Here is a 23,902-nt window from a genome sequence, read left to right as displayed (position 1 = left end):
AGCCGACGAGAAGGCCGGTGAGGTAGGCGGTCGCGGTGGCGGGTCCGGTGATCACGCGAGGGGGTTGGCTCATCCGGCCATGTCCCAGTCGAGGCGTGCGGTGGGCATGGTGAAGGCGGCCGGGGTGGCGTGGTTCGGCCGGCGTAGCCAGGCGGCGTAGTCCGCAATCGAGTAGATGTCGGCGTCGGTGAGGTAGGCGACCTTGATGCGCTTGGGGACGGTGCCCTCGCCGAGGAGCCAGGCGGCTCCGCGGTTGTCCATGTCGATGTCGGAGGCGGTGTAGCCGAGTTCGGCCCAGCCGGAGCCGAGGATGACGTCGGAGGAGCCGACGGTGGTGCAGCGGAACGCGCACCGGTAGCCGAACAGGTCGCGCAGGCTGGCGGCGATGATGTCCCAGGAGGGTCGCTGGGTGGCGGCGATCACGGGCATGCCGCAGGCACGGCCGATCGAGACGAGCCCGCGGAGCAGGCTTTCGAATTCGGCTTGTTGTTCTTTGGTGCCGAGCACCTTGAGGTACATGGCGAGTTCGTCGATGATCGTGACGATGGTGGACAGGTTGTCCGCGCGGGCGACCTTGCGGCGCCGGTGGGCGAGTAGCCACAGGTAGCGGTTGCGGGCGACGGTCAGCAGCCGCCGCAGGATGGACAGGGCCTTTTCGATGTCGTCGCCGACGAATTCGTCTGCGATGTCGATGTAGGGGCCGAGTTCGACCCACTTGGCGTCGAACAGCACGAGCCGGGTGTTCTCGCACAGCGCGGCGGTAGCCGCGATGTTGTTGATCAGTCCGGATTTACCGGCTCCGGGCTCACCGGCGGTGAGCAGGTTGTGGAAGACGATGTCCAGCGAGACGTGCTGGCCGAACTCGTCGATGCCGATGAACATGGGCTCGAACATCGACATGCCAGGCCCGACAGGCACCCGGTCGGTGCCGAGCGGGTGACGGGCAGGGGTGGACATGGGTATCGCCTCCTGGGCGGGTGGTGTGGCCCAGAACGTTCATGAGGGTTCTGGGCCAGCAGGGTTATGCCGGTTGCGACACGATCAGCGGGTCGTAACCGTCGGCACGGTCCGCGGGGCGGCGTTGGGCTTCCTGCATGAACAGGGCCGCGTTGTGTGCGCAGGTCGAGGCGGCAGCCAGAACCTGATGCCGATACGGCGGAAGACCCGCCTGACGGGTCGTGGCGGGCTGGAGAAGATCCTCGGTGTAGGCCTCGCTGAGCTTGCAGGCCATGGCCGACAGGTTGACGGCGGTCTGCACCAGGTACGCGACGACGTCGCGGGAGGTGCCGGTCCGGGCGACGGCTTCGGCCTTCGCGAAGACCTGCCGAGGGGTGTAGCAGTTCATGACCATGTCGCGGTCGACGGCGTTCAGATCGATCATCGGAATCGCTCCTTGGCGGTCAGATCCAGTCGTTGATGTCGTCGCCGTCGGTGGCGGCAGCAGTAGTGGCCGGTTTCCGGCTGTTGGTGCTACCGGTGGCTGCTCTGGACTTGTCCGGTGTGGTGGCCGGGACGTCGTCGACGTCGGGCAGGTCGAGGCCGGTGACGGTGGCCGGCTCTTTGTCATCCAGCGGGATGGCGGGGTCGATGACGTCGATCAGCGGGGAGTTCACGTCAGCGGTGAGGACTTCGCGGCGCTTGATGTCGAAGCGCACGAAGGCGGCGTTGCTGGTTCCGGCCATCTCGACCAGCACGGATTTGGCCTGGCAGGCCACGGCGATTTTGCCGAGCTGCTGGGTGAGGTAGTCGATGGACAGGCCGGGCCGCAGCAGGACCCAGACGCGTTCGCCGATCGGTGTGGGCCGGGCTCCGAGGATCAGCGGGAGGCTGCCGGAGCGGTTGGTGATGATGAACTGGGAGAAGCACACGCGCAGGCGGTGGCGCACGGCGACGCACCAGAACAGAGCGACGGTCCACCGCCGCAGGACCGGCACGGCGGCCGGGGTGCCGATGACGACGGCGAGGACGGCCAGGGTGATCAGGCCGGAGGTGTTGGCGGCCAGGGCGGTCCAGCCCCACGCCATCAGGACGGTGAAGGTGATCTCGGGGGTCCACCACCAGATCAGCCGCAGGACCGGCCAGCTACGGACCAGTCCCCAGACGAGCGCGCCGCACGCAGCGGCGATCGGAGCCGCAACGAAAGCGGCCAGCAGCGGATGCATGTGGCTCTTGGCCACGACCAAGGCGACCAGGAAGGTCACGATGGCGGTGAGGATGAACGCGAAACGCGCGTTCTCAGCAGCAGAGCGGTGAACCCGCTGCTCGATGACGGTGACAGTTCCGGAGCCTCGCCCAGAACGGCCAGGACGGGTAGATTTGGACACGACACGTCCTCCCTTGCGGGTTGGATGGGTTTGGGCGTGGGGCCGGCAGGTATGCGACCGTTACCGGCCCCGCGCTTTCCTACTGTTGGATCAGCGCCCACGCGGGGCGCGAGTGCCAGCGCTGCCGCGCTGAGGGTTGGGCTCAGTGTTCGGCTTCTTCGAGCCGTAGAGCGAGAAGCCCAGGATGGTGACGTTGGCGTGCTTCTTCTCGGCGAGGAACTGCTGAATGGGCTTGAGGTCGTCCATGTCGCAGATACGCTGCGGGGTGTTCCAGTCCAGAGCGCCCATGCCGACGCCCATCGGTCCTTGGAATGCGTAAGAGACGTAGTAACGGAACACGATAGTTCCTTTCAGATAGAAGAGAATTGGCCGCACAGAACGGCCAGAGGCCGGAACGAAATCTCGTCCCGGCCAGCCAGGATGAGCAGGGTGCAGCAGCGGTAAGGCTGCTCAGATCAGATGTGGCCCGGACACGTGGGCGGCAGTACGGATGGGGTTGCGAAGCGCCTACTTCGCCGAGGGAGCCTGGAGCGGCTTCAGCGACACCGCGCGGAACGCGACGCCGTTACGCCCGTTGGTCGCCCACGGAATGGCCTCCAACTGCTCGATGGCGACGAGCTGTCCCACCGTCACGTTCGGCTTTTCTCCCGCCGTCGTGATGGTGATGACCTCACCGCCGGTCTCGTCGAGCACGATGACCTGGGTGGACCACATGAGCCGGCCAGTGTTCTTCTCGGAACGCTGGTTGCCGTTCTGGTCGTTCTTCGGCTCGGTCTGCTTCGAGACCGTCACCTGCTTACCGGTCGTGTCCACGTACAGCTTCACGAAGGTCTCCTTCGCCTTGGGGGTCCTGCGACCCGGTTTTGGTGTTCGAGCCGATCGGCCCGCAAGACAAGGAAACGACATGGGTTAAGGCAGCGACAAAGAACAATAGTTAACAGTCATCTGTTAACCTGTACGAGGCGTAATCACATCAGTACCTGCTGATCAAGAAGTGTTGCCAGAACAGGAGATCGGACATGCCGAAGACTCGCTTGCAGGCGGCGCGTACGGCTCGTGGCCTCAAGCAGAGCCAGGTGATACAAGAGTTGACACGCCGTGCTGAAGTATCAGGGCTCCCGATCGCTAGCCCCAGCAGCCTTCAGATACTGCTGTCGAACTTCGAGAACGGGAAGCGGGCAGTCAACGAGCCTTACCGATCGCTTTTTCGAGCCATCTACGGTATGACCGACGATGAGCTCTTCGCGCCTGTCGGCGACCCCGGAGAGACTGACAACGAGAGCGCGGAGTACGCCGCTCTTGCAGCGAGAGTCGCAGCGGCGAGGCAGATCGACCACACCACAGCAAGTCTGCTCTCGGCCCAGACCGACTATCTACGAGCCATGGACTGCCGAGTTGGAGGAGCCGCGCTGGTTGACCAGATGAACGCGCACCTAACTACAGTCCAGGAGGCTCTATCCCACGCGATCCTTCCGTCGATTCGACGGCCACTCGCCGCGGTCCTGGCTGATGCGGCAGCACTTGCGGCATGGCAGGCTCTCGACGTCGGGGCAATCAGTCGAGCGTGGCGGCACCACGAGACCGCACGATACGCAGCATTGGAAGCCCGCGACACCGTTCTACTTGCGCATGCGATGGCTCAACAGGCGTTCGTTCTCGTCGATGTCGGTGATATTGCGTCGGCGGTTGAGCTCGTAGGGGAAGCTCTAAGCGAGGCTGGAACCAAGGTGCCAGCGCGTTTTCAGGCCTGGGTCTATGCCGCTAAGGCTGAGGTGCTTTCTGCCGCGAACGAAGTGACGGCCAGCAAAAAATGTTTCGATGAGGCGTCTCAGTTGCTACCTGCTGGACCCGACGCTGTTGACCCGGAAATGCCATTCATCGTCCTCAATGAGGCTCATCTGGCCCGATGGCGCGGAAACGCCCTGGCGACGCTTGGTGACGAGACGGCCATCAATCAACTCCAAGCCGCTGTTGATGGTGGTGGAATCGTAAGCACACGGGCGGCAGCAGCGTTGCACTGTGACCTGGCGAAAGCCTACTTGGCCCTCGACGACCGCTCTGAAGCGCGCGCTCATGCTACAGAGGGACGGAAGCTTGCCAAGCAGGCTGGGTCTATCCGCCAGAAACTTCGCATCGAGCGGCTGGCGCTGATGCCTTAACGAGGGCGCACACCAGAATCAGTTCGATTAGCGAGTAGGTACAGCAGTCCGACCATCGATCCTGATCCTAGGATCTGACCCTTTGCGATGAGTTCAGGTACCGAATCCAAAGGCACCCAATCAATTCGTCCAGCCTCTTCTAGGTCAGTGGGATCGCCGACCTTCACGGCATCAGTTCCGAGATAGATTTTATGCGGAGTATCTACCATCCCCGGCATAGGTTGAAAGGCTGCTATTTGCTTGACCCGGTCCGGTCGCCATCCAGTTTCCTCTACAACCTCGCGAACGGCTGTAGTAGCCGGATCCTCGCCCTTCTCAAGAATACCGCCAGGTACCTCCCAGCCCCACTCATCCGTAGCGAACCGATACCGCCAGAGCATGAGCACACGGTCGTGTTCGTCAATGACGACAGTAAGTACAACTGTTTGAAGGCGTACAACATGGTGCTCGAACCTGTGCCCATCAGGCGGCTCGATATCTACAAGGGTGAGACGTACCCACGGGTTGTCGTAGACGGTTCGCTCCCCAAAGACCTTGGTCCGGAGCGCGTCGGATCGATCAGGCTCATCCACGGCTCCCACGCTACCGGGTGGGAACTATTACGTCACGGGCGATCGGCGGGACCTGACCGTATCCGCTGCAGCAATGAGAGTCACCGACCAGAAGCCAAGGCCGGTCGGCTGCCGGATCTTGTTCAAACTTTCTGTACGTCTTCAAGGCGGCCCGAAACGGGCCGCTCACGCCGCCGCCTGGGCGCGAACTCGTGCCGCCGCTGGCGCTTAGCCCGAGCTCGCCGACGCCCGTCGGCTGGCGTGCAGGGCGGACGACCGAGGGCCGCCGAGACGTCGGGCGGTCGGGGGTAGTGAAGAGAGGTTACGGCAGCCGACCGGCGCGGCCAGGGCGACGCGGCCGAGCTGCCGCGCCGGCCGCAGCGCGAGTCACGGCCGTCGGTGCCGGGGGCGGCTGCGCGCAGTGTGTTCGGGCCGCCCCTCCGAGGTCAAGGGCGCTTCGCGTCGCAAGCGACGGCCGCGAGCGGCCGCCCTTGAGCCTCGGAGCCTCTGCGACCCTAGCGGTCAGGTGGTCAAGCGGCAGGCCGAGGGCCTGCCCGCATCGGGGCGCGCGCCACCACCCCCGGCACCGACTCTTTGGTACCGGGGCAGGCGTCAAGGCTCGCTTGACACCACATCGTTAGTCCATACTGGCCGGTGAAAGTGCATAGGGGAGGACCTTCTTGACATCACCAGAGCACGAGACGATCGACTCTATCCTTGCGAGCGACGAGCTTAGCGATGACGAAAAAACGCGTTGGCGAAACGAGAAGCTTCTTGGTTCTGCTGCACTCCTAGCGCAACGCCGAGGTCGAGATGACTTAGCGTCGGACATTCTCATGGTGAGCAAGCTTAACGTTGAGTGGGTCACTCAGGAATGGGATGACAGAGACGCCATCGCGATCATCGAGGTCGAAACGGAGAACATTACGCGTTTCACGGACCAGCTTCTGACGGACATTCTTGAAACATTAAAGTCCGTCGATCAAAACGACGATCGTGACCTGACGCAAATTGTTCTTAAGGAAAGGGTGCCGCCCGTACCCTTGAACTGGCGTGAACTTGTCCAGCAAGCGATATCAGAGCCGCCGAAGGCAAACAACCAGGGCCGTTCGGTTCGGCACAATGTCAAGCGCTTCGAAGAAGATGGCTTGCAATTCTCCAATGCACTTGAAGTTCGTTTCTACGGACTGCTTAAGGAAAAGCAAGAGAGTCTGCCGGAAACCGAATCTTTGTCGATATTCCCACTTCCTGCTCAGCGAATTGTGGGAAGAAATTTCGAGCCCGACTTTCTGGTTGTGTATGAAGGTAGGGCCGCGATTATTGAGCTTGATGGCGGCAATCACTCAAGGAGGGTCGCTGCTGACCAAAGCAGGGACCGCCTTATGAAAAATGCAGGCTTTCGTCTTATTGAGCGACTGGCGGTGGAAGATGTGCAAAGCGCCGATGAAGTAAGGGCTTTCATCGATAGTGTCCTCAAGCGTCTGGCGAAGAGCTAGCCTGCGGTTGATGCACAGACACTGCCTGAGTGACTAACTGGGTGACGATCGCCGGTGATCGCGGTGGACGCTCATGGACGATCGGGGACGCATCTGCGCAGCTCACTGACGTGTTGACCGAGCTCATTCAAGATCATGATTTGCCTGGGGGTCAAGGGGTCGCAGGTTCAAATCCTGTCAGCCCGACCATTGAAAAGCCCTGACCAGCAACATTGCTGGTCAGGGCTTTTGCTTTTGCCTGTTCTGTTTTGAACCGTCCCCCGAAAACCCCTGCTTTACCTGACTTGGCGGGCAGGTTCGTCACTGGTGATCAGTGGGCAGCGTTGGCGATCATTCGGTCGGTTGGCTGCGGTTGCGCGCCGGGGTTGCGGCGGTCGTCCGGTCGGCTCCGAGTCGTTCGAGGATTGCTGAGTTGTCCGGGGCGATCGCGGGTTTGGCGATGTAGTAGGTGGTGGTGACCTCCTCGCTGCCGTGGCCCAGTTGAGCTGCGGCGCTCTTGGTGTTTGCCTCGTCGTCGATGAGAGTGGCGACGGTCTTGCGGAAGGTGTGGGGCGTCACCCAGGTGAGGTCGGTGTCTGCTCGGGCCTGGCGCCACTGGCGGCGGACGTTGTTGGGCTGGAGCCAGGTGCCGTTTCTGGAGGCGAAGACGGCGTCGTGGTCGTTGTCGGCTGCGGTGAGCTTGCGGGCCAGGAGCATCCCGACCGCGAATCCAGGCAGGACGATCGTGCGATAGCCGGCTTCGCTCTTGGGCCAGTCCTGGCGGAACACGCCTTTGCCTTTGACGTAGACCAGCGTGCCGCTGATCGTCAGAATGCGACGGCTCGTGGTCAGGTCGAGGTCCGACCACCGAACGGCGAGGATCTCGCCGATGCGGGCGCCGGTCGCGAGCATGAGGTCGATGATGTCGGCGAGGTCGCCGGTGTGCCGAGGTCCGGGTTTGCCGGGGACGGGTTGCTGCCAATCCCGGATCGCGGTTCGGACGGCTTCGAGTTGCTCGGTGTCGAGGACGGTCACCTCGCGGCGAGGCTTGCGGAGTCGCCCGGTGTCGCGGACGGGGTTGGTGGGGATGGCGCCGTGGCGTACCGCGAGGGCGACCATCTGGCTGAGGGCGACCTTCGCGCCCTTGGCCTTGGAGGGGTGGTTCTTGGCTATCTCCCGGAGGAGCCGGTCGAGGCGTCCTACCGTCACTTCTCGGATCCGGAGTTCACCGAGGGCCGGAAGGATTGCGGTGCGCAGCGTGCCACGGTATCGGTCGATGGTCTGTGGTGCGATTCGCTGCTCGTCGGTGAGCTCGTCGATCCATTTCTGGCTCAACGTGGTGATGCGGGTGTCGCGATTGATCTCGTCGTCGTTGGGGATGGTGCGGTCACGCAGTTTGACTTTCAACGCTCGGGTGGCTGCCGGACCGCTGACGTCTGTGGCCTCCACGTCGCGGGTCTTGCCGTCGTAGTCGCGGAAGCGCGTTCGGGCGCGGAATCGGTTAGGCCCGAGCTGCTCGGTGCGGATCGTGCCGTAGGTGCCGATGGGTAGTGGGGGTCGGGCCAAGGCTCAGCGCTCCGGGTCGGTGTGGGCGTCGAGCCAGCGTTCGACCTCGCTGCGTCGGTAGCGCAGTGTGTTGCCGACTCGGATGGCGCGTGGTCCCTTGCGCCGGCTGTGCCAGGCGTAGAGGGTGTTCTTCGGTTTGCTCAGCCATGCCGCGACGTCGTCGATTGTCAGGAGCGGGTCGGGCTGCCAGTCGTCTGTGGCGGGCGCGCTCATGGGCGACCTGCCTCGGAGGACGCAGTGGCCTGTGAGCACAGCTCGCCGGGATTGGCGAGAGTGGAGTGTGGGTAGGGCGGGCACGGATGAGATGTCCTTTCAGCGTCCTGGCCGGGGCGCGGCCAAGGGGCGGTGGCGTTGCCACCGCGATCGGCGTTCGCGGCGCGCGCCGCGCGTGCCCGTCGATCCATCCGGAATGGGGTGAAGGGATCAAGCCGCGGGTTGTTGATGGTCTCCAGCAGGTCGGCGGAGGTCATCCAGTCACCGCCCCGGTTGCGCGAAGGATGATTACGTCTTCGTGCTGGCTGAGCCATACCGGATCTCCGTTGGCGATGGCGTCGCGAACGTTCGTCTGCTGAAAGAACGACGCCCGGGGTACGAGCAGGCCATCGCGGACGCCGGCCATCAAGGCGACGCACTCCTCGACCAGTTCCAGCCCTGCAGCTTCTCCGGCGGACACGACCATGCCCGGGATGTCGATGAGTTCGCCGTGGCGGCGGTACGGGCGAGCGGTCACGACGACGTGGCCGCCGGGGCGCACGATGGTCCGGCATCCGGTGAGGATTTCGGTGAAGCCTTCGGCGAGGGTGTCGTGGTCGCGGTAGGCAAGGTTGTCGCTGCCGCCGTACCGGTGGTGGATCTTGCGAACTTTGCCGCGCCGGGGGCCGGGGGTGCGGACGTGGCCGTGGGTGGAGGACCCGTACGGGGGCGAGGTCACCACGAGCGCGACGGTGCCGCGGACGCGTGCAGGCAGTAGCGAGGGCAGGTGTCGGGAGTCGCCGGTGTAGATCTCGCCGGTGCCGGCCGCGCCCTTCTTGGTGGCGAGGGCGACGTTCACGGCGGCCAGGGCTGCCCATCGATCCTCGTATTCGACGCCGATGCCGTGTCGGTTGAGGTGCATGGCTTCGACGACGGTGGTGCCGATTCCGGCCATGGGGTCGGCGACAAGGTCGCCGGGGTCGGTGTAGGTGTTGATGGCGTAGCGCGCGATGGTGGGCAGCATCTTGCCGGGGTGGGTGATCGACTCGGCGACGTAGCGGCCTTTACGCAACTCTCGGGAGGGCTGCTGGCCGGTGAGCCAGACCGAGCCGGGGTAGCCCTGGGCGAGGAGCCCAGCCACGGCGGGATTGCCTTTCTCGGCGCCACGACGAGAGGGGGACGGCGTGTCAGGCATCGGTGGCCTCCGGGGTAGTCGAGGCGAACGCGAGCAGGTCGCGGTGAGCGCGGACGTGCTTGCCGTCGAGCAGCGGCGGCCGGCTGGCGGCGTCGAGGCCGGTGCGGGGCTCGGCCTCCGGCAGCGGTGCGAGCAGCGCCGGGATGTGCTGGTGGTAGATCAGCCCGGCGGCGCGGGCGGCGGCGATGACGATCGAGCGATGCCCGATCGCGCCGGTTCCCGGCCCGGCGGTGAGCAGCGTGAGCAGGTACCCGCCGGGGCGCAGGTGCGCCCGCCACGCATCGATGGCGCGGCTGAGGGCCGGGGTGTCACGGCTGTCGACGTCCAGGCGCGGGAGGGTCGCGACGACCAGCCCAGCCGAGAGTCCGTCTGCCGCGATGTGCGGCTCATCGAGCTCGGGCGAAGCCTCACGCTGCGTGTGCGGAACGGCTGCGCGGCGGTGGAGGTGGCGGGCGGCTGCGGCGATAGTTGGGTGGGCGTCGAGGTCGAGCACGGTGTCGCCGTCGCGGGTGTAGCGGGCGATCAGGTGCGCGACGTGCTCGGGGTGGATGCCGTACCAGTCGGGCAGGGTCGCGCCGGAGTGCTTGCGCGGTCGGTGGGTGTGCGGCGGGACGAGCAGTAGGCCGATGGGGGCGCGAGGCGGGCGGTTATCGGTGGGCTCGGTCTGCGGCATGGGTGGTGGGCCACGTCCGCCGACGAACGCTGACATATAGAGATACAGATTTCGGCCCGGTTTTCGACATCGGGTCCTCGCGTCGGCTCCCGCACGCTGGTTCATGAGCGCAGTCATATCTCCTTGAACAAGATCGTCTAAAGGGGTTGAACACCCAGCTCACGCCGACGATGGCTCGTCTCGTCTCTCGCCGTGACGCTGGCCCACTCGGACTTTTCTGGCGGCGACGTGGGCTTCACGTCTCAGCCCGACTTGAACAAGATCATCAGAGCTGTTGAACAAGATCCGAAGCGACGTGAACAAGATCAAGGTGGATGTTGAACACGATCAGAGAGGGTGGGTGCTCCTCCAGAGAGGCTTGAACACGCCGCGCCGCGTCGTCTCACCAGAAGGCTTCTTGACGCCTTCACCGCTCACGGGCGCATCGATGTTCACGCGCGCCGTCGCCGCCTGGCTCGTACAGGTTTCCTACCGCCGAGAAGACGTTGAACAGCGAGGCGCGAGGCCAGCAACACGGGGAGACCGGTGGGCCAGATCGCCCCTCGTGCTCGGTGCGCCAGCCGTCATCGCATACGCAGAGTGACTCGTTGAACAAGATCAGCGTGTTCAAGATCTGTTCAACCCGAGTGGCGGGATGGGTGTCGTTCCCGCCGGGCGGCCAGCGAGCCGCCGGGCACTCGCCACCCACCTCTCGGGGGAATCCTGATGTCCAAGTCTGTTCGTTCCGCCGTGCCCGCCGGCGCGGATGCTCCGCGTCTGGTGCTCGGTGAGCAACCCTTCGACGTAGCTGCGACGGCGCTGCGCCTGCTCACCACGGGCCCGGAGCCGCTGTCGGTGGACGGCGCGGCGCTCGGCGGTGGCCTGCCGCGTCGCCGGATCGTGCTGTCGGAGCTGGCCTCGATACTGATGCACCCGTCGTGCGGCCACACCACCAGTGACCAGGTGTGGCGGCTGCTGATCGAGGGCGCCCGTACCGACGGCTCGGCCTGGGTGGTCGGCGCGGTCGGGGTGGCGCTGCCGGGCCTGCGGCAGGCCGCCTACCGGCTGCGCCACTACTCCGGTGACGTGCAGGCCGAGCTGCTGACCGGCTTCGTCGCCGCGCTGCGCACGGTCAGCCCGTCCGGTGCCCGGGTGGTGCAGCGCCTGCTCAGTGCCGCTATCACCACCGCCCGTGCCGAGCTGCGGGCCAGCGAGCCGCGCCGGGAGACCGATCACCTCGACACCATGGCGCTGTGGCCGGGAGCCGGGCACCCCGACGTTGTCCTGGCCCGTGCGGTCACGGCCGGGGTGATCACCGCCGCCGACGCGGAGCTGATCGGCGCGACCCGGTTGGCCGGGACGTCGGTCGCCGAGTACGCCGAGAGCCTCAGCAAGGGGGCCAAGGCGATCTACAAGGCGCGGGACCGCGCTGAGGGCCTGCTCGTGGCGGCCCTGCGTGCCGGGCTGCTGTCGGACCCGGACGCGGAGGTCATCGCCGAAGCGACCATGACCCTGCGCGCGGACTTCTAGCACCGGAGCTGACCTGCGGCTTGTCGAAAACAACGCCGAAATCTGTATCTCTTAGTGCGGGACTTTTCCGCACCTGGTGACCCCGCTCGACCGGCCCCGCTGACGGCGCTGACAACCCGTGACGGCTCGCCCCTTCCCTGATGAGGAGGACGGCCATCCGCGCCGGTCGCACCGGGATTCACCGCATCCCTTCATCCGTGCCGCCCCGGACCCCGCGCGCTCTGACGCCGGGGTCCGGGCCACCCGGAGGTGCCCACGTCTGATGAACCGCCACCCTCTGAAACAGCCCATTCCGCCGCCGCGCCGCCCCACCGGCGACCGCCGCCACCAGCTCACTCGTGCCGTCCGGCTCCTCGGTGCCGCCGCCATCGCCGCCGCGGTTCTGCTACTCGGTGCGGCGCCGGAGGCGGCCTTCGCCGCCGTGCCGGCCGACACGGTGCTCGCTGCCGACTCGATCGGCGCGGTGCTCATCAACGTCCGCGTATGGATGATGGGGTTTCTCGGCGCCTATGCCTCGTTGTGCCTGACCGTTGGCTTCCTTCGTTACACCAGCGGCGAGCCGGGCGAGGTGGAGAAGGGCAAAACGGCGTTCCGTAGCGCTGCTATCGGCTATGTCGGAGCGCTGCTGGTCCCGCTGCTGCTCACGATCATCGCGGCGTGGACCAACTGATGGCCCGCCACCGCACCGTCCGCCGCCTCATCGGGACCGCGCTCGTGTTCGTCGCCGCAATGCTCGTCGGGCTGGTCGCCGCGGAGGCGGCGTGGGCGGACCCGTCCCCGGTTCCCGCTCCGGCGCCGGGAACCTCGTCCCCGGCGCCGTCCCCTGCGGCGAACACGCCGTCCCCGATTCCGACGCCTCCGCCGAACGGACCGAGTCCCACCACGCCGTCGTCCCCGCAAATGCCACAGCCGTCCCCACAGCCGTCCCCGACTCCGGGCAGCGGGGACGATGACGATCCGGGGCTGTTCGACATCCCCGGGCAGATCCGCAAGGCGATCAACGACTTCCTGATCTGGGTCGCCAAGAAGACCATCGACCCGGTCCTGAAGGCGCTCGGCTCGACCGTGCTGTCCACGCCCGACCTCACCAGCAATCCGGCGGTAAGGGCGGTGTGGACCACGAGCATGGTTACCGCCAACGCCCTCTACGGGCTACTCGTGCTGGCCGGCTGCTTCATCGTCATGTCGCGCGAGACCGTGCAAACCCAGTACGGACTCAAGGAGATCGCACCTCGGGTCGCCGCCGGCGCCCTGCTCTCAAACCTGAGCCTGATCATCTGCGAAAAGATCATCGAGGTCGCCAACGCGCTGACCGTCGGCGTGATGGGCGAAGGCGTCGACCCGCAGGCCGCCGCTGACGCGATAGGCGAATACCTGATGTCGGCGCTGACCGGCTCCGCGGTCAACATCATGTTCGGGCTGCTCGGGATCGCCGCCGCCGCGCTGGGCATCGTCGCACTGATCACCTTCGTGGGTCGGGTCGGCGTGTTCATCGTGCTGGTCGGCATCGGTCCGATCGTGCTGGTCCTGCACGCCACACCGCAGACCGAAGGCATCGCTTACACCTGGTGGCGAGCCGTCGGCGCGTGCGCGGGCCTGCAGGTCGGCCAGGCCGCGATCGTGCTCGCCACGGTCAAGGTGTTCCTGACCCCGACAGGTATGAAGGTGCTGGGTATCCCGGCCAGCACGCAGGGCCTGCTCGGAGTCCTGGTCTGCATCACGATGCTGTGGCTGCTGATCAAGCTGCCCGGCCTGATGAAACAGTTCGTCCTCGCCCCGATCGGGCTGCAAAGCCAGGGCCGAGGGCTACTCGGGCAGCTCCTTCAGGCATACATCACCTTCAAGACCCTCGGCGCTGCCGCCGGGCTGCTCGGCGTGGGCCGCAACGCCCCATCGAGCCGGGCCGCCACGAGCACTGCCAGGGCGGGGACGACGACCCGGCCCGTCCCCACCCGCCGAGTAGCACCGTCCCCGGCCAGGTCACGACCGGGGACGGCCGCCCCCGTCCAGTTCAGCCACGCTCCGGCCGCCCAGACCCCGCTACCGGCACCGGCAGGGGTCAACGGGCCGCCCATGTTCAGCACCCTGGCGCCGCCTGCTACGCCCAGCCCGGCTCCGTCCGGTCCTGCTCCGGCCGCGTCGTTCTCCCATCCGCCCACGCCGGGCCCGAGCACTGCCCGGCCGAGCACGCCAGCCGGAAACCCGGCATTCAGCAACAGCAGTCCGCCGCCGTCGAGCCCGTCGCCGAGTGGGCCGCCACCTGCGGCAACGTTTTCCTCTGCGACAAAGCAGACGGCGCCGCGTCGGCCTCCGGCCCCGGTCACACCCGTGTTCTCCAACGCGCCGGCCGCGCGGCCGAGCCCGCCGAACACCTCGAAACCGGCGGCAGACCCAGCAACGACGAAGAAGGCACCCACACAGCGGCCGACCGCGGCACGGCGAGCCGCCGAACCGCCGGCCACGCCGAGTCCCGGCCGCTCCACCAGCTCACGGCGGCAGGCCCCTCCGGCCACCGGCGCGGCGTCGACACCGCCGCCCGCCTCGGCGACGCAGCCGCCCCCGCGACCCGCGGCGCGCGGCACCACCACCCCCGTTTTCCGTCCCGCTGCGCCGCCGCCGAGTTCGCAGGCCAGAGACACCGGGACGGAGTCGTCCCCGCCGTCCCCGCCGCCGGTGCGGCGCCGTCCCCGAGGAGGTAAATCGTGAGCCGCCATAGCGACGAGCCGCCGATGCGCGCCCGTATCCCCGCTGACGTCGAACGCGAAGATCGGGTCGCGTTTGGCCTCACCTGGCACCAGTTGGTCATCCTGACCCTCACCGGCCTGCTGCTCTACGCCGCCTGGACTGCCGTGGCCACGCTGGTCCCTCCGTGGCTGTTCCTCGTGGGCGCGGTCCCGATCGCTGGAGCGGCGTTTTTCCTGGCCGTCGGCCGCCGCGACGGCATCAGCCTCGACCGGTGGCTACTCAACGCGGTCCGGCACCGCCGGGCACCGCACCGGCTCGTCCCGGCCGACGGCCCGATCACCCCGGCCCCCGCCTGGGTTGCCACTACGGCCGGGCCGGGCGACCGGCTCCCGCTTCCCGCACCGCTACAACTTCCGGCCCGAGGCATCACCGACGATGGCCTGATCGACCTCGGCCCGGACGGCACAACCCGCCTGGTCACGGCTTCGACGGTGGCGTTCGGGCTGCGCACGGCCGCCGAGCAGAACGGCCTGGTCGCCGCGTTCGCCCGCTGGCTGCACAGCCTCGACGGACCCACCCAAGTCCACGTCCAGGCTCAGCGGGTGGACCTGACCCATCTCGCCGATCGGCTCCGCGCCGACGCGCCTGGCCTGCCGCACCCGGCCCTGGAGGAGGCCGCCCGCGCGCACGCCGCGTTCCTCGACGACCTCGCCGCCCGGTGGGAGCTGCTGCACCGGCAGGTCACCGTCGCCGTGCGCAGCACCCGCAGCCCCGGCCACACCGTCCACCAAGCCGCCGAGGCGGTCCGGGCGCTGTCCGGCTGCGAGGTCGCCGCCCGAGAACTCGGCCCCGAGGACACCGCCGCGGTGCTGGCCGGTGCCCTCAACCCGTCCGCCGCCCTCGGCCCGGCTGTCCACCGGCCGGGTGCCGACTTCGATGAAAGCGAGCAGCTTTGAACTTCTTGTCGCGTCGCCGTCCCGGCGCCGTCCCCGAGCCGGGGACGGTCGTCCCCGGCAGCCCGGACGCGGTCGAGGTCGGGGGACGATCCGTACGGGTCGGGGACGGCTACACCGCCACCTTGGCCGTGACCGGCTACCCGGCCGAGATCGGTCCCGGCTGGCTCGAGCCGCTGCTGTCCTACCCCGGCCGCGTCGATGTCTCGCTGCACATCGAACCCGTCCCGCCGGTCATCGCCTCCCAGCGTTTGCGCAAGCAGCGCTCGCGGTTCGAGGCATCGCGCCGGCAGGACGCCACCAAGGGCCGCCTCGACGATCCGGAGCTGGACGCGGCCGCGGCTGACGCCGCCGAGTTGGCCTCCCGGCTGGCCCGAGGCGAAGCCCGCCTGTTCCGCCTCGGTCTCTACCTGACGGTGCACGCCGACAGCGAACCGGAGCTCACGGACCGGGCGACCGAGGTCCGCGCCCTGGCCGCGTCGCTGCTGCTGGATGTGGCTCCGGCCACCTGGCGGCAGCTACAGGGCTGGATCACCGGCCTGCCCCTCGCCTTCGACGCCCTCGGCGTGACGCGGATCTTCGACACCGACGCGCTCGCCGCCGCGTTCCCGTTCACCAGCCCCGACCTGCCCAGCACCACCGGCGAAGGCGTGCTGTACGGGCTGAACCTGCACTCGCCCGGCGTGGTGGTCTGGGACCGGTGGGCCCAGCCGAACTACAACTCCGTCATCCTCGCCCGGTCCGGTGAAGGCAAGTCCTACCTGGCCAAACTCGACCTGCTGCGCAACCTCTACCAGGGCGTCGAGGCGTTCGTCATTGACCCGGAAGACGAATATGTGCGCCTGGCTGACGCGGTCGGAGGGACGATCATCCGGCCCGGCGTCCCTGGCGTGCGGATCAACCCTCTTGATCTGTCGGCAGGCGACGGCGAGGACGCGCTCGTACGCCGGGCGCTGTTCATGCAGACCTTCGTTGCGGTGCTGACCGGTGGGGCCGGGGTGTCGCCGGAGGAGGCCGCCGCCCTCGACGTTGCGGTGTTGGCCGCGTACCGGGCGAAGGGCATCACGTCCGATCCGCGTACGTGGCGGCGGCCCGCGCCGCTGCTGGCCGACGTCGTCGCCGCCTTGGACGAGTCCGGCGAGGCGGGCCGCGTGTTGGCCGCCCGGCTCTACCCGTACGTTGCCGGGTCGTTCAAGGGCCTGTTCGACGGCCCGACCAGCACGGCCGCCGCCGGGCACCTGGTCGTGTACGCGATCAAGGACCTGCCGGAGGAGCTGAAGCCGGTCGGGACGCTGCTGATCCTGGACGCGATCTGGCGCACCGTCAGCACCTCCCACCAGGCCGGTGCCCGACGCAGGCGTCTCGTCCTGGTGGATGAGGCGTGGCTGATGCTGCGCGCGGGCCTCGGGGCGCAGTTCCTGTTCCGGCTGGCGAAGTCGGCCCGCAAGTACGAGGCAGGGCTCGGCGTGATCACCCAGGACGCTGCCGATGTCCTTTCGACCGAGGTGGGCCGGGCGGTCGTCTCGAACGCGGCCACGCAGGTGCTGCTGCGGCAGGCGCCGCAGGCCATCGACGCGGTCACCGAGGCATTCGGGCTTACCAGCGGCGAACGCGCATTCCTGCTGTCCTGCCAACGCGGCGATGCCCTGCTCGCGGCTGGGGCGTCGCGGGTGGCGTTCCACAGCATCGCCTCTGACGACGTCGAACACGACCTGGTCGTCACCGGCCCGGCCGCGCCGCGCCGCTGATCCCTTCTCCCGGATCGGAGACCCGCCATGATCTTGTCCGCTCTGTCGTCCCCGCTCATCACGATGTCGTCTCCGCTGCTGGGACCGTCGTCCCCGGCGTCGTCCCCGTCCCCGCAGCCGTCCCCACTCGGCTGCGTCCCGGGCCAGAACGGCATCCCCGGCTCGGTGATCGGCGAGCTGTTGTGCGGCACCTGGGGCCAGAACGCCCCCGAAGTGTTGTGGCACAGCCTGCGCGACGGGTGGCCGCTCTGGGCGGCCGGCATCGCCGTCCTCATCGCGCTCAGGGTGGCGTGGCGAGCGTGGAAGCGCCGGGTGTGGCGCACACACGTCCGCACGGCGCGGTGGCTGGAGATCATCCCGCCGGTGTCCGCGAGCCCGGCCGCCACCGTCGGGCTGTGGCGGCTGCTCGCCACGCTGCTGCCCGCACCTCGCCGGTGGTCGCTGCGCCCGGCGCGGCTGGTGTGGGAAGTCCGCGCCGACGCCCATGGCATGCGGTGCGGCCTCTGGCTTTCACCTGGCATCACCGCGACGGCCGTGCGCCGCAACCTGGAGAGCGCCTGGCCCGGCGTCCGTGTCCAGGAAACCGCCGCCCCGCGCGTCGCGATCACCGAGACGTCGACCACCGTGGCGCTACGGCCCACCCAGCCCGACTCGCTACCCCTCGTCGAGGACCCGCCGACCGCGACACCGCGCTCCTGGGCGAACGCCCAGCCCGACGAAGACCAGCTCCGCGCGGTGTACGAGGGTCTCGCCGCAGCCGGGCGTACCGGCGGCGGGCTGCTCCAGGTGCATCTCAGCCGCGCTCCCGCCTACCGGCTGCGGGTGCTGCACCGGGCGATGACCCACCCGGAGCGCGCCCGTCGCCCCAGCGGCACCCTGTGGTTGGCCGTCCTGCTCACCGACGGCCTGCGCAAGGCGTTGCTGGGCGTGGCCAGCGTGTTCATGCCCGGCTCATCGAGCCATGCAAGCCGAGCGAGCCATCCTCGGACCACGGTGACCGATCTGTACCTGACCGAGCTGGCCCGCCGGGCTCGGCTCAAGTACCAGGCTGGTCCGCACTTCCTCGTGGCCGTCTTCGCCACCGCCGGCGGCCCGACGAAGGAGGCCGCGCGCTCGGCCGCTGCCGCGATCACCGGCGGGTTCGGGCTGCTGTCGGCGCACTTCAGCCGGCGGCGCCTGCGCCGAGGCGCGGCTGCTGCGGCCGATCGGTGGGTGCGCCCGCAGCAGATGAGCCTTGCCGGGGTGGATGAGGTCGCGGCGCTGGCCGGGCTGCCGATCGAACCGGCCGTGCACGGGCTTCCGGCTGCCGCGTCGCGGCGGCGGCCCGGTGGCCGCGACGTCTTCCGCGCCGGACCGGCCGTCGAACCCCGGACTGCCCGGACCCGTCCGCAGCCCCGGCGCGACGACGGCGAGCCGACCGTGTGGAGCGCACCGTGACCAGCACCGCGGCGAACCACGAGCGGCGGCTCCAGCTCGTGCCGCTCGATCAGCGGCATGGACTGGGTGGCAAGGTGATCGGAGTCGCCAACGCTGGCCCGCCCACGAGGATCGGGATCTCGCTGGCGGACTGCCGGTATCACCTGCACGTGCTCGGCCCGACCGGCACCGGCAAGACCACCCTGCTGATGCGGCTGATCCTCGACGACATCGAGGCCGGGCGCGGGGTCGCCGCGTTCGACCCGGCCAAAGGCGACCTCATCCGAGACCTGCTGGACCGGATGCCCGCCGACGCCGGAGACCGCCTCGTCCTGATCGACCCGGACGAACGGCACGCACCCCCGGCGATCAACCTGCTGGACCCGAGGGTGCACGGCGGGACCCCGCATGATGTGGCCGCCAATGTCACCGCTGTGATGTCGAAGGTGTTCGCCCGCTGGTGGGGGCCACGCCAGGCCGACCTCTGCTATCACGGCCTGCTCACTCTCGCCTACCTCGAGGGCTCCACCCTCCCGCAACTGCCCCGGCTGCTTTCGGATGCCAAGTGGCGCGCCGCCCGGGTCAAGGCGGTGACCCGCGGCCTGAACGCCTGGGAGGGCAACACCCTCGGCGAGTTCTGGGAGGGATTCGACGCCCTCTCGGTCGGCCAGCGGGCCGGGCTCGCCGCGCCGCTGCTGTCCCGCCTTCGGCTCGTACTCGCGCATCCGTTCGCGATGGAACTTTTCGGGGCGCCGGCCACCACCTTCTCGTTCGGCGAGATCCTCGATGGCGGCATCCTGCTCGCCCGCCTGCCCAAAGGCGTGATCGGGGAAGACGGGGCCCGGCTGATCGGGTCGCTGCTGCTGGCCGGACTGTGGCAGGCCACCACCGCCCGCGCCCGCATCCCCGAGGACCAGCGGCCGGACGCCAGTGTGGTCCTGGACGAGTGTCACAACTTCCTGCACCTGCCGATCGGCATCGACGACGCCCTCGCCGAATCCCGCGGCCTGCACGTCTCCTGGCTGCTGGCCCACCAGTTCCTCGGCCAGCTGTCCGGGGAGATGGTCGAGGCGATCGACGCCAACGCCCGCAACAAGGTGTACTTCGCGCTCGCCCCGCGCGACGCCATCGACCAGGCCCGCCACCTACGCCCGTACCTGGACGACGGCGATCTGATCCGGCTCGGCGGCTACGAGGTGGTTCTCCGTCCGGTGGCCGGCGGCCGTGCAGTCCCACCGGTGACCGCGGACACCCTGCCGCCACCCGACGCGATCAAAGGCCGGGCGAGCGAACTGCGGGAGGCAGCTCGGGAGCTCACGGGCCTTCCGCGGGCTGAGCGTAAGCGGCTGCTCGGTCAGGCGACGGTGGCAGCCGGCGCCGACGCGGAGCCCGCCGAGCAGGCTTCGGTGCTGCCGCTGGTGGGTCGTAACACCTTCGCTGTTCAGGGCGAGGGGTCTAACGAGACCTCTAACGAGCGGTCCAACGAGGAACCCAACGAGGCCGAACACTCGCCTGAACCCGCCCCCATGAACACGCCACCTGCCCTGGTGGACGACGGTGTGGAGGACTGGTGGACCGGAACCGACTGATAAGAGACATCCCTCCTACTAGCGCCACCGGCGCTGCCTCCACCGGAGGCCGACTCGCCGCCTCCGTCGTGGCCGGCGAACTCACGAGACTCACACCCCGAGACCGTCACCTGCTCGACCTGCTCGACCAGCACAAGACCTTCACCACCGAGCAACTCGTCGACCTCGCCTTCGGCTCCATCGGCCGCGCCCGCAACCGGCTCAACACCCTGCGCGCACGGGACATCCTCGACCGGTTCCGGCACTACCAGCGCCCCGGCTCGCAATCATGGAGATGGACCCTCGGCCCGGTCGGCGCGGCCATCATTGCCGCCGCCAACGGGGCCACGCTGCCGCGCCCGTCCGCCGTACGCGACGCCACGGCCCGACTCGCCATGTCCCCGACACTGGCCCACCTGCTGACCGTCAACGGGTTCTTCGTCGCGCTGACCGGGCACGCCCGCACCCACGACGGCGCACGCCTGATCCGGTGGTGGAACGAGGCCCGGTGCCGGGAAGCCGTCGGCGCGGTCGTGCGCCCGGACGGTCACGGCGTGTGGCACACCGGCGGGCGGGCGGTGCCGTTCTGGCTGGAGGTCGATCTCGGCACCGAAACGCTGTCGCGGGTCGCGGGCAAGCTCACCGGGTACGCCGCGCTACCGCCGGGCCGGGCGTATCCGGTGCTGTTCTGGCTACCCACGGCGGCCCGTGAGCTGAATTTGCATGCGTACCTCACCCGGTCCGGGGTGCCCGACGGGCTGACCGTGGCGACCGCCGCCGCCGCCGATGACGCGGCCGGGGCCGGTGGCCCGGCCGGGCCGGTGTGGCGGGTCGCCGGGCGCGGCGGTCGGGTGAGCCTGGCCGATCTCACCCCGGCCGGGGGCGGTGCCCGGTGGGACGCCTAACAGCCGGTGTCGCGGTCGCGTTCCTGGCGGTCGTGATCGTGATCGCCGCCGGTACAGCCGGGGTGATCGGGGCCGTGTTCGGGTGGGGCGGCGGGTACGGCACCGGGTGCGCCACGACGGTGACCACAACGGGCGCGAGCCCGGCCGGGCTGACCGCCGAACAGGCCGGTAACGCTGCGGTGATCGTTGTCGTGGGTGAGCGGATGCGGGTACCGGTGCGCGGGTGGGTGATCGCAGTCGCCACGGCGTTGCAAGAGTCGGACCTGGCCAATCTAGGCGACTTGGGCGCGGCCAACGATCACGACTCGTTGGGCCTTTTTCAGCAACGCCCTAGTCAGGGGTGGGGCACCCCGGCACAGATCATGTCGCCGGACTACGCCGCCGGGAAGTTCTATGAACACCTTCTGACGGTGCCGGGGTGGCAATCGCTGCCGCTCACCGTGGCCGCACAGCGGGTGCAACGGTCGGCGTACCCGGACGCCTACGCCAAACACGAGGCGCGCGCCTCGGTGATCGTGGCGGCGTTCACCGGCGGGACGCTGCCCGCGTGCGACGGCGCGGCGCTGAGCCCGGCCGGGTGGACACGGCCCGTGACCGGTGACGAGGTCGGTTCCCGGTTCCGCACCGCCGACCGGCCGGGACACGACGGGGTGGATCTCATCGTCGGCCGGGGAACCGTGATCCGGGCCGCCTCGTCCGGGGTCGTGGTCCGGGTGCGGTGCAACGTCGCCGGGCAATCGTGGGACGCCCCGTTTCACGCTGCCATGCCGTGCGACACCGACGGACGTCCGGGCCTCGGTGGGTGCGGCTGGTATGTGGAAGTCCGGCACGCTGGCGACATCGTGTCGCGGTACTGCCACATGGTGCGCCAACCGATGGTGAAAGTCGGCCAGTCCGTGACCGCCGGTCAGCCGATCGGCTATGTCGGCACCTCCGGCAATTCGTCCGGACCCCATTTGCATTACGAGATCCACACCGGCTATCCAGCCACGGAAAGTAACGCCATCAACCCGGTTCCATTCATGATCAGCAAAGGTGTTCACCCGTAAATCAGTGAAGTGATTCTTCACACATTCATGGATTTGACTTCATGGCGGCACCGAGGGTCCATGGACGCGTAAGCAATTCCCGCCAGAAAGGAAGCCGGAAATGACGAACACTGCCGGAACCGCTATCGCTATCAGCCCCGTTCGAGCCGCTGTGAAAGTCGTAGCGGCCACGTGCGACGCCCCCGCGCTGGTCGTCCTGACCGGGGACGGTGACAGCGTCACCGGCGAAACGGTGGCCGTTCCCGGCGGCCCGCTCACCGCCGACACCGCCCCCGCCGCGCTGGCGGCCGTGGCCGCGCTGATCGGCCGTCACCCCGTCCTGTTCCCCGCCGACGTGTACGGATACGCGGTCATCCTGCCTGGTGAAAGAGCCGCATTCGCCGCCGACCGGTGCGGCATCACGCACCACATTCTGTTGCCGGGCATCAACACCGAACCGGTACGCCCCGACCGGTGGGGCGCGATCACCGACGGACTCACCGCCATGATCAACGCCGCACACTGACTTGCCCGGCCCCGCACCGCGCGCCCGGCCAATGGCCGGGCGCGCGGTGCGTTTTCCGACCAATTCCCGGCCGCCCGCCCATGGCCCGCTACGCGCGCCGACACGGGAAACCCTGACCGCGCTACCACCCCGGCCTAGAAATCGGCGAGCGGCCACGGTAGGCCGGTTAAATGCGGTTCCGGTTGCCTGCTGTCGGCACGTAACCGAGGCAAATTGGGTATCGGTCGCCGGATCGCAAAGAGTCTTGAAAACGGGGGTTGACATTCCCCTGGTGCGGAGCGTCCATGGACGTGGGCAACAAAACGCCCCACCAAACAAAAGCGCACCGCGCATTGCGGGAACGCTATTCCCATCCCTATTTCCGGAGGTTCCTGCGCCATGACCACCACCGCCACCCCGGCCGCCGTCGAGTCCATCACCGCCGCCCTGACCAGCTACCCGGACGGCATGACCACCCGCGACCTCGCCGACGCCACCGGCCTCACCGTCACCGTGGTCTCGAAGACCCTGGCCACCATGGAAGCCGACGGCACCGCCCGCCGCGAGCCTGACCCGAAGGGCCGCAAGACCGCCGACACCTGGCACCCCGTCACCCCGGCGGACGAGGCCACCGACGCCCCGGCCGACGACGCCACCCCGGCCCCGGCGGACGAGGCGGCGCTGCCGGAGGCCCCGGTGTCCGCCCCGCCGGTCGCCCCGCGTAAGCCCGACCTGAAGGTCATGATCATGGCCGGGGTGCTGGGCGACCACGAGGACGGCATCACCGCCGACGCGGCGATTGACGAGAGCGGCCTGTCGGTCGCCATGGGCGAGGTCATCCTCGCCGCTATGGAGGTCGCCGGTGCCGCCCGCCGCCTGCCGATCACGCCCGACGGCACCGAGTTGTGGGTGCCCGGTGAGAATACCGACCTCGCCACGGTAGACCCGGCCAACGCGCCCACCAGCATCGCGTGCCCGACGTGCGGTCACGAGCGCAAGATCCGCCGTGTGTCGGCGTTGCGGCGCACCACCGGAGTTCCCGCCCGTGTCACCGCCGAGGTCAACACCGATGGTGCGCCGAAGCTGGCCAAGGGTGAGTTGGAGCGCATCGTGGAGGCGTTCCACCGCGACCGTGGCCCCGCCCACGAGCTGACCCCCGGTGCGATCGCGAAGGAGATCGGGCGCAGCTCCGGCGCGATCGTGAACGCGCAGCGCAAGCTCACCACGCGCGGCGTGCTGATCATGACCCGCGTAGCCCCGGAGACGTACGCCGTTGCCGACAACGCCCCCGCCCCGGCCGCCGATGTCCGCGCCCTCATGGCCCCGCCGGTGACCACCCCGGCCGCCGACGACACCGACACCGACGGCGCGGCCGGTAGCGACGCCAGCGACGACGTGACCGGCACGGACAGCGCCGACACGACCCCCGCCGCCGACGCGGCCTGACAGC

The 23,902-nt window shown here is 68.5% G+C and carries 24 protein-coding genes and 1 pseudogene; 13 read left to right on the top strand and 12 right to left on the bottom strand.

Translation table 11 applies throughout. From position 1 onward, the window contains the following. Positions 1–69 precede the first annotated feature (69 nt). The 5 genes from Asi03nite_RS10995 to Asi03nite_RS10975 form a co-directional block, all read right to left on the bottom strand. Entirely contained in the window at positions 70–957 is an 888-nt protein-coding gene (locus tag Asi03nite_RS10995) for an FtsK/SpoIIIE domain-containing protein (RefSeq protein WP_203678631.1), read from the bottom strand. 64 nt (positions 958–1,021) lie between these two features. Beyond that, complete coding sequence (locus Asi03nite_RS10990; RefSeq protein ID WP_203678630.1) at positions 1,022–1,381, bottom strand: hypothetical protein; 360 nt, start codon at positions 1,379–1,381, stop codon at positions 1,022–1,024. Between the two features lie 19 nt (positions 1,382–1,400). Beyond that, on the bottom strand, positions 1,401–2,324 hold the full coding sequence (locus Asi03nite_RS10985; RefSeq protein WP_203678629.1) for a hypothetical protein: 924 nt from the start codon (positions 2,322–2,324) through the stop codon (positions 1,401–1,403). A 90-nt stretch (positions 2,325–2,414) separates the two neighbouring features. Continuing rightward, entirely contained in the window at positions 2,415–2,663 is a 249-nt protein-coding gene (locus tag Asi03nite_RS10980; protein WP_203678628.1) for a hypothetical protein, read from the bottom strand. 168 nt (positions 2,664–2,831) lie between these two features. Then, positions 2,832–3,149, bottom strand: coding sequence for a hypothetical protein (locus Asi03nite_RS10975; protein WP_203678627.1), 318 nt, complete (start codon positions 3,147–3,149; stop codon positions 2,832–2,834). 194 nt (positions 3,150–3,343) lie between these two features. On the opposite strand from Asi03nite_RS10975, the gene Asi03nite_RS10970 reads away from it, so the two are divergent. Beyond that, the gene (locus Asi03nite_RS10970) at positions 3,344–4,483 is read left to right on the top strand and encodes an NsdA family TPR-like regulatory protein (RefSeq protein WP_203678626.1); all 1,140 of its coding nucleotides are present in this window, start codon (positions 3,344–3,346) and stop codon (positions 4,481–4,483) included. Here Asi03nite_RS10970 and Asi03nite_RS10965 read toward each other — a convergent pair. Next, positions 4,480–5,055, bottom strand: a complete 576-nt coding sequence (locus tag Asi03nite_RS10965) for an NUDIX hydrolase (protein ID WP_203678624.1) — start codon at positions 5,053–5,055, stop codon at positions 4,480–4,482. The genes Asi03nite_RS10970 and Asi03nite_RS10965 overlap by 4 nt on opposite strands. Positions 5,056–5,714: 659 nt before the next feature. Between Asi03nite_RS10965 and Asi03nite_RS10960 the strand changes: the two genes are divergently transcribed. Further along, positions 5,715–6,530, top strand: coding sequence for a DUF559 domain-containing protein (locus Asi03nite_RS10960; protein ID WP_203678622.1), 816 nt, complete (start codon positions 5,715–5,717; stop codon positions 6,528–6,530). 151 nt (positions 6,531–6,681) lie between these two features. Here the strand turns inward: Asi03nite_RS10960 and Asi03nite_RS10955 are convergent, their stop codons facing one another. From Asi03nite_RS10955 to Asi03nite_RS10935, 6 genes and pseudogenes are all read right to left on the bottom strand, one after another. Next, positions 6,682–6,834, bottom strand: a complete 153-nt coding sequence (locus tag Asi03nite_RS10955) for a hypothetical protein (RefSeq protein WP_203678620.1) — start codon at positions 6,832–6,834, stop codon at positions 6,682–6,684. A 26-nt stretch (positions 6,835–6,860) separates the two neighbouring features. Next, positions 6,861–8,075, bottom strand: a complete 1,215-nt coding sequence (locus Asi03nite_RS10950; RefSeq protein ID WP_203678619.1) for a tyrosine-type recombinase/integrase — start codon at positions 8,073–8,075, stop codon at positions 6,861–6,863. Between the two features lie 3 nt (positions 8,076–8,078). Next, a complete protein-coding gene (locus tag Asi03nite_RS10945) occupies positions 8,079–8,288 on the bottom strand; it encodes a helix-turn-helix transcriptional regulator (protein WP_203678618.1) in 210 nt (69 codons plus the stop codon). 59 nt (positions 8,289–8,347) lie between these two features. Beyond that, positions 8,348–8,506, bottom strand: a pseudogene (locus tag Asi03nite_RS38870) (site-specific DNA-methyltransferase); the annotation flags it as partial. Between the two features lie 35 nt (positions 8,507–8,541). After that, positions 8,542–9,462 carry a TRM11 family SAM-dependent methyltransferase gene (locus Asi03nite_RS10940; RefSeq protein ID WP_203678617.1) on the bottom strand — a complete coding sequence of 307 codons (921 nt, stop codon included), beginning with the start codon at positions 9,460–9,462 and terminating at the stop codon, positions 8,542–8,544. After that, entirely contained in the window at positions 9,455–10,135 is a 681-nt protein-coding gene (locus Asi03nite_RS10935; protein WP_203678616.1) for a hypothetical protein, read from the bottom strand. The genes Asi03nite_RS10940 and Asi03nite_RS10935 overlap by 8 nt, the downstream gene beginning before the upstream one ends. Before the next feature lie 705 nt (positions 10,136–10,840). Here Asi03nite_RS10935 and Asi03nite_RS10930 point away from each other — a divergent pair. The 11 genes from Asi03nite_RS10930 to Asi03nite_RS10880 all read left to right on the top strand — a co-directional run bounded on the left by Asi03nite_RS10930 (position 10,841) and on the right by Asi03nite_RS10880 (position 23,898). After that, on the top strand, positions 10,841–11,644 hold the full coding sequence (locus Asi03nite_RS10930; protein ID WP_203678615.1) for a hypothetical protein: 804 nt from the start codon (positions 10,841–10,843) through the stop codon (positions 11,642–11,644). Positions 11,645–11,906: 262 nt separating this feature from the next. Further along, positions 11,907–12,314 carry a pilin gene (locus Asi03nite_RS10925; RefSeq protein WP_203678614.1) on the top strand — a complete coding sequence of 136 codons (408 nt, stop codon included), beginning with the start codon at positions 11,907–11,909 and terminating at the stop codon, positions 12,312–12,314. Beyond that, a complete protein-coding gene (locus Asi03nite_RS10920; RefSeq protein ID WP_307833996.1) occupies positions 12,302–14,350 on the top strand; it encodes a TrbL/VirB6 family protein in 2,049 nt (682 codons plus the stop codon). Before Asi03nite_RS10925 ends, Asi03nite_RS10920 begins: the two co-directional genes overlap by 13 nt. Continuing rightward, on the top strand, positions 14,347–15,285 hold the full coding sequence (locus Asi03nite_RS10915) for a PrgI family protein (protein ID WP_203678612.1): 939 nt from the start codon (positions 14,347–14,349) through the stop codon (positions 15,283–15,285). The genes Asi03nite_RS10920 and Asi03nite_RS10915 overlap by 4 nt, the downstream gene beginning before the upstream one ends. Further along, the gene (locus Asi03nite_RS10910) at positions 15,282–17,030 is read left to right on the top strand and encodes a VirB4 family type IV secretion system protein (protein ID WP_203678610.1); all 1,749 of its coding nucleotides are present in this window, start codon (positions 15,282–15,284) and stop codon (positions 17,028–17,030) included. The genes Asi03nite_RS10915 and Asi03nite_RS10910 overlap by 4 nt, the downstream gene beginning before the upstream one ends. A gap of 27 nt (positions 17,031–17,057) precedes the next feature. Continuing rightward, positions 17,058–18,467 (top strand): hypothetical protein, encoded by a 1,410-nt coding sequence (locus Asi03nite_RS10905; RefSeq protein ID WP_203678602.1) that lies wholly within the window; start codon positions 17,058–17,060, stop codon positions 18,465–18,467. Continuing rightward, entirely contained in the window at positions 18,464–20,035 is a 1,572-nt protein-coding gene (locus tag Asi03nite_RS10900) for a type IV secretory system conjugative DNA transfer family protein (protein WP_239102602.1), read from the top strand. The genes Asi03nite_RS10905 and Asi03nite_RS10900 overlap by 4 nt, the downstream gene beginning before the upstream one ends. A gap of 68 nt (positions 20,036–20,103) precedes the next feature. Then, positions 20,104–20,919: a replication-relaxation family protein gene (locus Asi03nite_RS10895; RefSeq protein ID WP_203678600.1), complete on the top strand. Its 816-nt coding sequence runs from the start codon at positions 20,104–20,106 to the stop codon at positions 20,917–20,919. Further along, on the top strand, positions 20,907–21,968 hold the full coding sequence (locus Asi03nite_RS10890) for a M23 family metallopeptidase (protein WP_203678598.1): 1,062 nt from the start codon (positions 20,907–20,909) through the stop codon (positions 21,966–21,968). Before Asi03nite_RS10895 ends, Asi03nite_RS10890 begins: the two co-directional genes overlap by 13 nt. Positions 21,969–22,119: 151 nt before the next feature. Continuing rightward, positions 22,120–22,473: a hypothetical protein gene (locus Asi03nite_RS10885; protein ID WP_239102601.1), complete on the top strand. Its 354-nt coding sequence runs from the start codon at positions 22,120–22,122 to the stop codon at positions 22,471–22,473. 378 nt (positions 22,474–22,851) lie between these two features. Then, on the top strand, positions 22,852–23,898 hold the full coding sequence (locus tag Asi03nite_RS10880) for a winged helix DNA-binding protein (protein ID WP_203678593.1): 1,047 nt from the start codon (positions 22,852–22,854) through the stop codon (positions 23,896–23,898). The last annotated feature ends 4 nt before the right edge of the window (positions 23,899–23,902 follow it).

The organism is Actinoplanes siamensis (assembly GCF_016862395.1).
Lineage (GTDB): Bacteria > Actinomycetota > Actinomycetes > Mycobacteriales > Micromonosporaceae > Actinoplanes > Actinoplanes siamensis.
Note: the sequence above shows the minus strand (reverse complement) of the source record. Positions and strands in the feature narration are given on the sequence as shown.